Annotated in this window: 11 protein-coding genes; 6 read left to right on the forward strand and 5 right to left on the reverse strand. The window is 38.8% G+C overall.

The genetic code is table 11. From position 1 onward, the window contains the following. Positions 1–30 precede the first annotated feature (30 nt). The 3 genes from ACRWQN_RS05290 (at position 31) to ACRWQN_RS05300 (ending at position 3411) form a co-directional block, all read left to right on the forward strand. Positions 31–678 (forward strand): flavin reductase family protein, encoded by a 648-nt coding sequence (locus ACRWQN_RS05290; protein WP_434940011.1) that lies wholly within the window; start codon positions 31–33, stop codon positions 676–678. Positions 679–816: 138 nt separating this feature from the next. Then, positions 817–1047 (forward strand): hypothetical protein, encoded by a 231-nt coding sequence (locus tag ACRWQN_RS05295; protein ID WP_434928322.1) that lies wholly within the window; start codon positions 817–819, stop codon positions 1045–1047. A 183-nt stretch (positions 1048–1230) separates the two neighbouring features. After that, positions 1231–3411 (forward strand): OsmC domain/YcaO domain-containing protein, encoded by a 2181-nt coding sequence (locus ACRWQN_RS05300; RefSeq protein WP_434940012.1) that lies wholly within the window; start codon positions 1231–1233, stop codon positions 3409–3411. 123 nt (positions 3412–3534) lie between these two features. On the opposite strand, the gene ACRWQN_RS05305 is transcribed toward ACRWQN_RS05300, so the two are convergent. The 3 genes from ACRWQN_RS05305 to ACRWQN_RS05315 all read right to left on the reverse strand — a co-directional run bounded on the left by ACRWQN_RS05305 (position 3535) and on the right by ACRWQN_RS05315 (position 6585). Continuing rightward, a complete protein-coding gene (locus tag ACRWQN_RS05305) occupies positions 3535–3945 on the reverse strand; it encodes a phosphate ABC transporter substrate-binding protein (RefSeq protein WP_434928324.1) in 411 nt (136 codons plus the stop codon). Between the two features lie 9 nt (positions 3946–3954). Beyond that, positions 3955–5031 carry a porin gene (locus ACRWQN_RS05310; RefSeq protein WP_434928325.1) on the reverse strand — a complete coding sequence of 359 codons (1077 nt, stop codon included), beginning with the start codon at positions 5029–5031 and terminating at the stop codon, positions 3955–3957. A gap of 186 nt (positions 5032–5217) precedes the next feature. After that, complete coding sequence (locus ACRWQN_RS05315) at positions 5218–6585, reverse strand: MATE family efflux transporter (RefSeq protein WP_434940013.1); 1368 nt, start codon at positions 6583–6585, stop codon at positions 5218–5220. Positions 6586–6761: 176 nt separating this feature from the next. Here ACRWQN_RS05315 and ACRWQN_RS05320 point away from each other — a divergent pair, with 176 nt between their 5' ends. Next, positions 6762–7583, forward strand: a complete 822-nt coding sequence (locus ACRWQN_RS05320) for a M14 family metallopeptidase (protein ID WP_434940015.1) — start codon at positions 6762–6764, stop codon at positions 7581–7583. 17 nt (positions 7584–7600) lie between these two features. Here the strand turns inward: ACRWQN_RS05320 and ACRWQN_RS05325 are convergent, their stop codons facing one another. Together ACRWQN_RS05325 and ACRWQN_RS05330 are read right to left on the reverse strand one after the other, a co-directional pair. Beyond that, on the reverse strand, positions 7601–8365 hold the full coding sequence (locus ACRWQN_RS05325; protein ID WP_434940016.1) for a substrate-binding periplasmic protein: 765 nt from the start codon (positions 8363–8365) through the stop codon (positions 7601–7603). Between the two features lie 433 nt (positions 8366–8798). Then, positions 8799–9359 (reverse strand): polysaccharide deacetylase family protein, encoded by a 561-nt coding sequence (locus ACRWQN_RS05330; protein ID WP_434940017.1) that lies wholly within the window; start codon positions 9357–9359, stop codon positions 8799–8801. Between the two features lie 257 nt (positions 9360–9616). Here ACRWQN_RS05330 and ACRWQN_RS05335 point away from each other — a divergent pair, with 257 nt between their 5' ends. Next, entirely contained in the window at positions 9617–11017 is a 1401-nt protein-coding gene (locus tag ACRWQN_RS05335) for a hypothetical protein (protein ID WP_434940018.1), read from the forward strand. A gap of 214 nt (positions 11018–11231) precedes the next feature. Next, a complete protein-coding gene (locus ACRWQN_RS05340) occupies positions 11232–12815 on the forward strand; it encodes a methyl-accepting chemotaxis protein (protein WP_434940019.1) in 1584 nt (527 codons plus the stop codon). Positions 12816–12915 lie beyond the last annotated feature (100 nt).

Raw genomic sequence — 12915 nt, forward strand, 5'->3', positions numbered from 1 at the left:
ATCTGCCTGTTAATTTAGGATAAACCATTAATGAAACACTTAACTTCTGAAGATATAACCGCGCTAGAACCACGTTTTAGAGCACGTTTTATTAACAGCTTATCGGGCTTTAAGAGTGCCAATTTAGTAGGCACTCAAGACGCAAAGGGCATAACTAATTTATCTATGATTAGCTCAGCATTTCATATTGGTGCAGATCCCGCATTAATGGGAATGATTATCCGCCCCGATGGTGTGCCCAGAGATACCTTAGACAACATTAAACAAACTGGGGTTTATACTATTAATCAGGTTTCGGCACAGATTTATAAGCAGGCTCATCAAACTTCCGCCCGTTATGATGTTGGTGTGTCTGAATTTGAACAAGTGGGCTTAACCGCTGAATACATTAACGATGTTGCTGCGCCATTTGTGGCACAAAGTCGGCTGAAGTTTTCTTTGCAAGTGCGTGAGATTATCCCGCTCGCCATTAATAACACCATTTTAGTGATTGGTGAAATCAGCCACGTTTTATTTGTTGAACAAGCGTTAAAAGCCGATGGCTATCTTGATATAGAGTCACTGGAAACCGTTGCTGTATCAGGGCTTGATGGCTATCACACTACCAAGCAATTAAGCCGTTTAAGTTATGCTAAACCCGATCAAGATTTATCCCAGTTATCCGTTGATGGTGATTAACCATCCATCAAATACAGAGTTTAAGTCAAGTTATTAAGTTAGGTTAGAAAGTTACTGGTATGATCTGAATCACGGTGGCATTGGTCATTTAAGGGCACTATATTAGTTATACGTAATCCTCGAAATTAAGAGTTAAAAGTGACTGATGCTAGGCTTATCTTGTTACTAAAAACCAGTATAACGATAGGAATTAGCTTAATTCTGACGGGTATTTATCTACACAACTTCAGTGAAACCGTTGAAGCCATGGGCGTAAAAGGCATTATTATCAGCGCCATGTGCGTTGCCTTTGGCATGGTGCTGTCATTGCCCACTAAAATGTACCTTACGTTTCTTTTGGTGATGAGAGAGTCAGAAAAGCAAAAATAAAAGTATTAACGTCCCATAGTATGTTGCAGCTCTATTTTGATCTTTCCCATTATGCTTTGCTGTTATCAGCTTAATTCAGACTTTTTGTTGAATAAACCCAAGACTATTGGGCCAAAAACACCGATAATTCATCTTAATTAGATAATTTGGCCGTTTGGCCGTGAATGACTGTAGGCGTATTCAATGGAAATCAAAGTAAATTTTCTCGACAATTTAAGACTAGAAGCCAAGTTCGATGACTTTACCGTCACGGCTGATCAACCTATTCGCTATAAGGGTGATGGTTCTGCGCCGAGTCCCTTTGATTACTTCCTAGCTTCGTCAGCATTATGTGCCGCCTATTTTATTAAGGTGTACTGTAAAGCGCGTGATATATCGACTGAAAATATCAGATTGTCGCAAAACAATATTGTTGATCCTGAAGATCGCTATAACCAAATTTTCCAAATTCAAGTAGAGCTACCTGCTGATATTTCTGATAAAGATCGCGAAGGGATCTTGCGTTCAATCGATCGCTGTACCGTGAAGAAAGTGGTGCAAACAGGTCCAGAATTTAAAATTGAAACCGTTGAAAATCTCGATGCCGATGCCAACGCAATGTTGATGGGGCAAGTTGAAGGCGATTCCAGTACCTTTATTTTAGGTAAAGACTTACCCCTTGAACAAACTATTCAAAACATGACCACCATGTTAGCTGACCTTGGGATGAAAATTGAAATTTCATCGTGGCGTAACATAGTGCCAAATGTGTGGTCTTTGCATATTCGTGATGCAGCATCACCTATGTGTTTTACCAATGGTAAAGGCGCCACCAAAGAAAGCGCACTGTGTTCAGCCTTGGGCGAGTTTATTGAGCGTTTAAACAATAACTTTTTCTACAATGATCAATTCTATGGTGTTGAGATCGCCAATAGCGAATTTGTCCATTATCCGAATGAGAAATGGTTTGCTTTAGAAGAGGATGACTCACTACCAACAGGCCTATTAGATGAGTATTGTTTAGATATTTATAATCCAGATGAAGAGCTATGTGGCTCGCACCTGATTGATACCAATTCAGGTAATAAAGATCGCGGTATTTGTGCTATTCCCTACACGCGTCAGTCTGATGGTGAAACGGTATATTTCCCGTCTAATCTAATCGAAAATTTGTTTTTAAGTAATGGCATGAGCGCGGGTAATAACCTAGAAGAAGCTCATGTGCAGTGTTTATCTGAAATTTTTGAACGCGCAGTAAAGCGTCAAATCATTGAACAAGAAATAGTGCTACCAGATGTGCCAATGTCGGTACTTGAAAAGTACCCTAGCATTCTAGCGGGCATTAAAGGCTTGGAAGAACAAGGCTTCCCTATTGTGGTGAAAGATGCGTCATTAGGAGGCCAATTCCCGGTGATGTGTGTGACCTTAATGAACCCAAGAACCGGTGGTGTATTCGCCTCGTTTGGAGCACACCCAAGTTTTGAAGTTGCGCTAGAACGTAGCTTAACTGAGCTGTTACAAGGGCGCAGTTTTGAAGGCTTAAACGATGTGCCAAAACCAACATTTAATAGTATGGCAGTGACTGAACCTGAAAACTTTGTTGAGCACTTTATTGATTCAACAGGGGTAATATCTTGGCGCTTCTTTAGCAGCAAGTATGACTATGAGTTCTGTGAATGGGATTTCTCCGGCACCAGTGAAGAAGAAGCGAGTGGACTGTTCGGTATTTTAGAAGCTATGGGTAAAGAAGTGTATATCGCTGAATTTACAGAATTAGGCGCTTCAGCTTGCCGTATATTAGTGCCGGAATATTCCGAAGTGTATCCAGTGGATGACTTAATATGGGACAACACCAATAAGTCGCTTGCTTATCGTGAGGATATTTTAAACCTGCACTCGTTAAGCACTAAAGCCCTAGGCAAGTTAGTTAATCGTTTAGAAGAAAGCCAGCTTGATAACCAGACAGATATTGGTACCTTAATTGGTATCGTTTTTGATGAGAATACGGTTTGGGGGCAGCTAACCATTATTGAACTCAAAATAATGATTTACTTGGCACTAGGACAGCATGAAGATGCCCTGGAATTAGTCGAGGAGTTTTTGCAGTTTAATGACAATACTGTACAACGCCGCTTATTCTATCAAGCGGTCAATGCCGTGCTTGAAGTGACCTTAGATGAAGACTTAGCGCTAGAACACTTTATCGGTAACTTTAATAGAATGTTTGGTGCTGAGGTAATGGAGAATGTGGTTGGGTCTGTCTCGGGCAAGGTACGTTTTTACGGTTTAACTAAAACCAGTATCAATTTAGAAGGGATCGAGCCGCATTTAAGGCTGATTGAAAGCTACAAGAAGCTGCATCAAGCGCGTCAGCAAAAGTTATAAGCATGAAAAAATAATTAAACATAATAAAAAATGCCAGCGATAACGTTTAAGTTACCGCTGGCATTTTTTTAGCTTATCTTAACCGTGTAAATATCGCCGCCTGACTCTAAAATATTGATAGGCCTAAAACTCGGCAACCACTTTTACTGTGTCATTCACTGAGCCGCTGTCTATATAACCAATCATACTTGGGTTTGAAGAGATCAATTTGATCATGTCCTCGGTACTGGATACTTCTTTGGGTGGTGTCCCTTTACCAGTAAACATTTTCTTCGACCAATAAGCTTTTAGCTGACTTGCTGACTTACTTAATACAGCAGAGTCAAATGTCTCTTTAGCCGCCTGTGACGCATCCATATTAATTGGGACAACTTGCTCTCCACTGGGGAACGACTTTACTTTACCAAGATAGATGTTTTCGATATATTTTTGATCGATACTGTCAGCGTTACTCGGGTGAACAATAACCGCAATTGCCGCGGATGCTTGCAGTGATATTAAGCTCAACAGGATTGAGCATAGTAATTTATTCATATCTCTCTCCTAGAATACTAAGTCAATACCAACAGAAACCGCTTTAGCATCACCGGCAACTTTTAAGCCCGGCCCGCCATTATCTTCTACGTCATCATATTGCACTTTAAGGGCAGCAGAAGGATGAAAATCCCAACGTACGCCAAATGATGTCGTATTATGAACTTCGCCACCAACACCGTCATTAAAGTCAGAATAAGAAACGTAAGGGGTAAAATCGCTAATTCTGTAACCAAGGGTGATTAAGTAAGTATCTAGATCGTCACCCTGTAAAGACAGACGATTTAATTCAGTTAATAAGATAAAGTTTTCATAATCGATATTGACCGATAACCCATAAAACTTACCTTTTCGCTCTGTGCTGCCATCCCACTCTTGTTGCACATCATCAATATAGCGTTCATTAGTGTATTGCATATGGGTTAAGCGAATATCTAACCAATCGCGATTAAATTGAACAACGATACCGCCAATATCTTTCCAAATTTCACGGGTACTTTCTAAAAAGAAAAACTCAGATAACAGTTTATTTGGGTCACTTTCCTCTTTACCGTAATAAACTTGACCAGACACGGTCCAATCACCAACTAAATAGTTGTAAAGTGCACTAACCCCATTGTAGTTAAATATTTGCCAAGTATAGTTGTCTGCAGGCGGTCTAATCCAAGTATACGCATAACCGACATCAAAAAAATCACTGTAATAATAGAGGGGAAGACGCTTTTTACCCCCTTGTAATGTCCAGTTATCGTTTACATCATACGATACATAAGCCCATTCAAAATCGGCAGAAAAATCATTAGCGCCTCTTGATACTACTTGAGCTGTTGCTGATAAGCCTTCCATCAAATCGGCACTGAATTGAATACCAATTAATGTATCTGGGTTAAAACTGATTTCTTCTTCATAGACGCCCACTAAAGGGTAATCTGCTAGAAATGAGGGGCCTAAATCAAACTCTTCAACGCCGGAGCCTTCGAGCACTTGACCACCGACGACCGAAGCAAAGCCTGAAATATTCACTTCAGCTACAGCTGGCGATGCCAGAAATAGTGAACTGATGACAATTGCTATCTTCTTTTTCATAGAAAAACCTTAACAGTGAGGTTATATTCACTATTAAGGTTAGGACAGTTTTTTATTAGTGCAACTTTAGTTTAACTTTTCTGCAACTTATTTAATGTGTTAAGGTCTAAAGCTTTTTTTTGCTTGTAAGCACTGTTTTTAATAAGCATTACTTAGATATTGTTAAGGATGCTGAAATATATTTCTCTAAGCTCCCATTCTATATTTGTCGACTCGTTTAATGGCAAACAACATCCATATCGTCAGTACCACGCTGCAACTCGCGAGTGAAATCCATACACCGAAAACACCGAATGCCCATGCAAAAAGGTAAATTACCGCGGCAATTAATATTAATTTTAACCCCGTTAAAATAGCAGACTCTTTGGTAGCACCAATAGCTTGGAAAAAACTCGCTCCAACAAGTAATAACCCTTCCATAGGCAGTCCCCAAAAATACCATCGTAACCCTTCAATCGCCACAGGGGTTAATTCAGGGTTATTCCCGGCAAAAAGATACACCATCCACTGTGGGCGAGTGTAAATTAAAATAAGCCCAATAACGGCGACCAGTAAAGTCATACTAAATGCAATGTGGCGAGCCTCTTTGACCCTGTCGTAGCGACCTGCGCCAGCATTAAAGCTAAAGATAGGCTGGGTGCCAAAAGCAATCCCTTCAAAAACCAAATAGAAGATTGCCTCGGTATAACTAATGACGCCATAAACCGCAACATGTAAAGGGGCGCCTACCCAGAGTAAGGCGGTATTGTGAAGAGTAAGGACTATCGATAAGTACAAATTCATTAAAAAGCTCGGAAAACCCGTCTTAGTAATATCGATGCAATGCTCTGCTCGAAGCCGCATTTGCGACCAATTGATTTTTAATTGCGTTTTAGTGCCAAAAAAATGCTGTAAGCACAATAAGCCAGTTACGGCTTGACTTAACATGGTGGCTATCGCCGCACCTGCTAGGCCAAAGGGATATACCACTATAAATAACCAATCTAAAAAGGTATTTAATATGCCACCAGTAATAAGTACACAGGTGACAAAATGCGGCCTACCATCGTTACGTAATAGTGCTGTAAAAGCTAAAGACATAATAGGAAAATGGCTCAGGGCAAAGTACCAGAATAAATAGTCATGGGCACTGTGTAATACCTCCCCCTCGGCTCCTAGTGCAATCAAGATGTCTTTGGCAAACAGGCTCCCACAAACGGCAAAAAATAATCCAGCCAGTAAACATAAACTGAATGCATTACCCAAAATATGCCGAGCCTTGATAATATTACCCTTACCAAGGTTCATTGATACAAGGGCTGCGCTGCCCATTCCTATTAAGGCCCCTACAGCATATAAAATGGCACCGACAGGGTAAGCTAACATCATCCCTGCTAATCCTGTCTCACCCAAATAGTGGCCAACAAACATACCATCGATGGCAACATAAATACCGGTAATTAACATTGACGCTATAGTCGGTATTGAATAGCGCCAAAAAAGTTTTGCAACAGGCTGCTCTAACAAGCTTAAATCTTGTTGAGCTGGCTGTAATGATGTACCTGTTGACGACATAGACATGACTCAAATAATAAAAATGATGTTAACCAAAGTGTTTATCTGAAAACACTGAAGTGATATGCAAATTGATGTGTTAGCTGAAAGTATGACCTATGACTATTCTATTATTAACCGCTACGATAGAATACGTCATTGCTATTATATTTTAAGTGTTTTTTCAGGGGTTTTGTATGACTAATACTATGAATCAAGCCTATTTCTGGGCTTGCGACATATACAATTGTCAGAGTAATGATGTTGATCTATTTAGCGCTAAACTCGCCACTGAAATAGCGCGTTTACGCTTTAATCAAATGACTTTAGGATCGGTAGATGATTTGCCTATTTGTCTGTATCAATCAAGTACGCCAAAGAATGATTTACCTTCAGTGTTAATTTGCGCAGGCTTTCATGGCGAAGAGGCAGCTGGTCCATGGGGAATGCTCCACTTTTTACAACAACTTCCTGATGACATCTTAGAATATCTTAACTTGAGTTTGTTACCCTTAGTTAACCCAAGCGGATTTAGTCACGGGCAAAGGTTCAATTTATTTGGTGAAAATCCCAATAGGGGATTTTTGCTTGAACAGCAGCAACCCAAATCGAATCAATATACCTCTGTAGAAGGTAAATTATTACTTCAGCATGCTGATTTATTAGCAAAGTTAAGTCGAGACGGTGTGCTGACATGTCACGAAGATGTGTTGCTTAGTGCTACTTATTTATATTCATTTGAATCAAATTGCTCGCCTGGAACTTTCAGTTTTAGTTTACGAGATGCGCTAGCACAATATTTTGCGCTAGCGCAAGATGGTGATATTGATGATTGTCCCGTAAGAAATGGGGTGATATTTAATCATTTTGACTCATCATTTGAGTCTTTTTTAGTCAAGCTTGGGGCTAAATTTGGTGCATGTACTGAAACACCAGGTCAGCAAAATTTTGATCAAAGAGTATTAGCTAACAGCGCCGCAATGAAGGCTTTTATTGGATTATACAAAGCAGATTATTAATGTTTTTGGTAGTAGTGTTATTGTTGCTTGCTGGTGTAGTCGCTAACTAACTGCTGTAGTCGTTGTAAATTTTCAGGTTCGGCCAATTCTTGATTAAGTAATTCGACGATATCTCTACTCCAATTCAAATTAGGATTAAACGCAAGGTAAAACGGAGAATCACTTAAGGTGCCAGCAAAGCGAATATTAGTAGATTTTTTTGTATAGCTTTCAATTACTAACTCATCTTCAATAATCACGGCCACACGCTTGTATTCAAGCATTTTGACCAGTCTTTGCTGTGCATTGCCACCCGTTAAAATATGGAGTCTGGTTTTATTTGCTTCATCGTGAATAAACTCATCTATTGGCGATCCGTAGCCATAACCTAAAATAATGCACAAGGGAGAAGGCATTGAATTGAGTGATCGTTGATCTTGATACAGCCAGTGATTATCTATAGCCGTATAGAAGTTTACTTTGTAGTTCATAACTGGAGTTCGGGTAAACAGTAACTTGGGGGCTTCTTCATATACTGCTGTTAGTAAACCGTGAATATCATTATCATCATTTGCCATTTTGATTGCCCGCGACCAAGGATAGCGTTCAATGCGTAAGGTGATACCATTCTTGGCTAGGATCTCGGTTATATATTCATACACAATACCTGGCTTATCAGGCGAGCTTCCGGAAGTATATGGGGGCCAATTTGTTGTCGCTAAAGTGATTTCTGACGGTATTTTAGCACTAAGGGATGTTGAGGCAATAAGCAAAAAAAAGGCAAAAACTACAGTCGTTTTCATATGCTTCCCACACTAAATAATCCAATAAAGCTATTTTATATATAGTTGCACTAGAGTGAAAGCACAAGTTAGCAGTAACTGGTTACTACTTGCAGACAAGCTCATTTTACCAGTTTTTTAAAGCGGTCCGTTAAATTACTTCGACAGCTGAAGTTGCCAAACGTTACTTTGACTTAACTCTATTTGGTCACATGCGAAAAAATTGTGCTTATAAGCCATATTGCAGTTATTAGGCATGCGTCCTGTAAATTCAAAAAGTATTTGTGTCTCTGAATTTTTTAGATTTAATTCCTTATACTTTTTACCTAGCAAATATTAAATTTTACTATCACGTAATTGCCAATGTCTCCACCCTGCAATCGGAAAGTCATTAATTAATAGTGTTTCACTACCTGTGTGTAAATCTAATTGATATAACCCTGAATGATTGAATTTAGTGAAGTACAAACTTGGGGTCGTATTGAGGGTTATATCCTTTAATCGCGATAAAAAAGTCTCTAATAGTGTTAATATAATTACCATCAGATACATTAAAATCACCACATGGTGGAGTGAAAGTGCGACTGTTTTTATTATCGATAGCGTGAAGCAGCGTATTGGCTAACAACACTTCTTGACGTATGTGACGGATTACCTTGGTATCTAAATCATGATATGGCATCACCCAATCTCGCCCAGATATGGATTTACGACAAGGATGGTACAGGGTGTGATTGCCCAGTTCATGACCATTGGTATCGACTTGACGCCATTGTTCGATGTTGGTGGTCAAGCTTGGGTTTGAAAGCGTAAGGTAGAATGACGCTTTAAAGCCATATTTATCTAGCGCAGGAACTGCATTTATTAACTGGCTATTCAACGCATCATCATATGAAAGGCTCACGGCAGCCTTATATGGTTTCGGCCATTTAAAAACGGCTGCTGCTTCATCGGCAAAAACATCAGTAATGACCGTAAGTGTCACTAATCCATAAATAACAAATTTAATGTTCACGCATTAGGTCCTTTATAACAGGATTAACCCACGCCATATTTCAATGGATTTTCATATTATGTTATGTTTTTTTAACATTGATATTTTATGTGATTATCTATAAATTTGTTCTTCAACATTAATAAAAATTTTTACAAATATTTCAGATGTTTAATCGTTATCGATATTTAAACGTACTACATATTAGGTCTAATGTTAGTAAAAGGTCATACTTTAAAATGGAATAGTTGATCTAAAAACACTCTCAAGGATGATTTATGTTTAAACCACTACGCTATGCAATTTTGTCCACATGCCTGTCTAATATCGCGTTCGCAAGCGAGCTACCAGCTATTCTTGATTATTTACCCAAGTGTGAACCGATCATTTTAAGTGAATATCATCAGCAGTTAACTTTTATAAATGATGAAAATGATGATGTAACTACTAAGCTAAATGCTGATGATTTTAGAGAGCAATCAATAAAAAATGCATTGTTAGTGGCTCAGCAAAATGGCAAAAAATCAGGTGCTGAAGCCATTATTATTGAGCAACTATTCACCTTAGATTTTGTTAAAAAAGTGGCCGGTAATAGTGATGAAGATAAATACGACAATTATAAAATCAACGTCAATATAGAAGCAAAAAACATTACACTTTGTGATAACAAGGAGCTTACGACTAAGCGGACTCCCTTTGGTAGTAATGGTATGAGAGTTCTATTATCCGATACGTCAGTAGTGTTGGCTGTACCAAATAGTCAATCTTTAATGATCAGTGCCGATAAACATAAGCCGCCTAGCGCAAGCGTGTCTGTCAATGGTGCTTATGGCGTTATGTTAGGTGATCCGCTATCAATATTAAAAGCCCAAATGGGGCCTGAAAGTATTAGATTATTAGACCATGATGGTACCCAAATATTGGGTTATGGCAGAAGTCTATGGTTTTATGTAAAGAGTAATAAAGTGATAGGTATTGCTAAAAATGAGGCTATTCTAAATAGCCATGGCACAAATCTCATCGCGTTTAGTGAAAACTATGATATTGATAATTGGTTTATTAACGATGTCAATTATAGAGACACATATCAAAGTGTTAACCAAAATCTCGATTTGGTTCAGCACGGTGATGAGACCATTGTGTATAGCGACACATCCCAACTATTTTTAAACTTTGAAAGTTTTAAAGTCGATCTCTATAAGGACGCTGAGCTTCTATTGAATGGTTTTACAATATTGCCATCAGGTGATAAAAAAAAGTCTGCAAATATTAATTTTACCGCGACAGACTCTATTGAAGTTAGCCATTTTTTTACTATGAATACCGAAGATATGTACCAGCTAGACGATCAACAGCGGAGTAACCAAGTTAACTTAAATGCTGACGGTGTTTGGGTTATTGCTAATGAAAATCTACTTTTTGGTGTCAATGATAAGGGGATTGTTAACAGAATCAGAGTAACGGAATCTATTATTAAAGAGCAAAGTAAACAGGATTTTAACCTTGTGCTTGCACGTTATAACATTCCAGTTTTGAAGTCTGATTTGTTAAAGCTGTATCCAAATGCAGAAGATAATTTTGACAGTGTGATGGTAACTAAAGGCACAAAATTGCTATTTGCGACCTTTGACTCGGATGAAGATAATGCACAATTAATCGATATTATGATTGAGCTTTAGATCAGAGAGTTGACCACGAAGCGACTAAATATTTTTCAGTATGGTTTCAAGCCTATAATGCATAAAGTCACTTTTGCCGACGATTGCTATAAATACAGGTAATAAGATTTTTAATTAACAGTCACTAAGTTGGTCTGAAGATCTCAATATTTGCCATTTAGACTATATTTTACTGACATAGAGTGTATTTTAGACTAAATATCAAGGATGTAATATGCGTGACAATCAACCCGTAACACAAAAGCTGCACGTTTTTAAGCCTCATTTTAGATTGATTTCTGGTACAGATGCCCGCGGCCATATTACCTATTGTAATGATGAATTTGTTGAAGTAAGCGGTTTTACACGTGAAGAGTTGATTGGAAAACCGCATAATCTTATTCGACACCCCGATATGCCTAGCGCAGTGTTTAAAGAAATGTGGTCCTGCATTTCTAGTGGAAAAGTGTGGATGGGACTGGTAAAAAATAGACGTAAGAATGGTGATCATTATTGGGTCAGTGCGTTTGTAACCCCAGTGTTCGAGAACAATAAAGTCGTTGGGTATGAATCAGTCAGAGTGAGTGCTCTTCCATCTGAAATTGCACGCGCAGAGACCATGTATGCCAGATTAAGAAATAATTTACCTCCTAGAAAGATAATTGCCAATGCGTTTCAACTGATTAAGTCTTTAACACCTGTTTGGTTACCATTAATGCTATTGAGTGTTGTAGCGGCTGTCATGGGAGGTGGAATTGAATGTATTTTAATTCTAGTGACTATGCTGATATCGTGTATTTGGACTTATTATCGTAATGAGTCCGATTGGCGTGAACTGTATACCTTAAGTCCTGATTCATTTAACGACTTACTTGTCGCGATGACTTTTTTTGATGACCTAGGGGGAAAGGCAAGAGCAAAGCTTGCGTTAGGTTCTGAAATCGCCCGTTGTAGAACCGCACTCACTCGAATTGAAGATTCGGCTCGTTCTTTAGATGTTATTGCAGATAAAACACAAGCGCAGGCTAAAACCACCGCAAAAGCCGTGGCGCTACAAAGTCATTCAACTCAACAAATTGCTTCGGCAATTACTCAAATGTCTACCGCAATTCAAGAGGTTGCGGGGAATGTCGAGCGCAATGCATCAAGTGCAAAACAAGCTCAGGTCACGGTTCAAGAAGGTGCTGAGTTAGCCAATTCCGCCAAAGCATCGATAGATAATTTAAATATATCCGTTACAGACATTGCTAAAACGGTTAAAGAGCTTGTTGATTCAACTAATGAAATTAGCCAAGCCGCGAGCTTAATTTCTAATATTGCTGATCAAACTAATTTACTTGCCTTAAACGCAGCGATTGAAGCGGCTAGAGCTGGAGAACAAGGCCGAGGGTTCAGTGTAGTAGCTGATGAAGTACGCGCATTAGCTTCAAAAACCCGTGAATCTACAGATAAAATTCACGATATTGTAAAAATACTTTCTCAACGAGCTGAAAATGCACTTGAAGTTTCAGGTAAAGGTGAACAAGCCGCTGCCCAAGGCGTTGAAATTGTTGAAAAAACAAGGTTGAAGCTGATTTCTACCAGTGATTCTGTTGAGCTAATTACTCAATTATCAATGGATATGTCTGCAGCAGTTGAGGAGCAAAGTGCGGTAGCGGAGCATATTAATCAGCAAATTATTGAAATAGCTGATGCTTCAGAAGCGACCAACGAGTCATCGGAAACATCTTTACAAATGAGTCATGATTTACATGATTCCGTTACAGCAGTTCGTTCAATTATCAGGCGCTTTGCTGTAAATACTTTAGGTGACAAATAAGGCACTACATTCCAATTTCAGATGCGATTTCGTACTAGTTTTCAAGTGATATGGACATTTTATTAAGGTATAAATTGTCCATTAATATTGGATTTAACGG

The sequence above is a fragment of the Shewanella sp. HL-SH8 genome (assembly GCF_051165765.1).
Taxonomy (GTDB): domain Bacteria; phylum Pseudomonadota; class Gammaproteobacteria; order Enterobacterales; family Shewanellaceae; genus Shewanella; species Shewanella glacialimarina.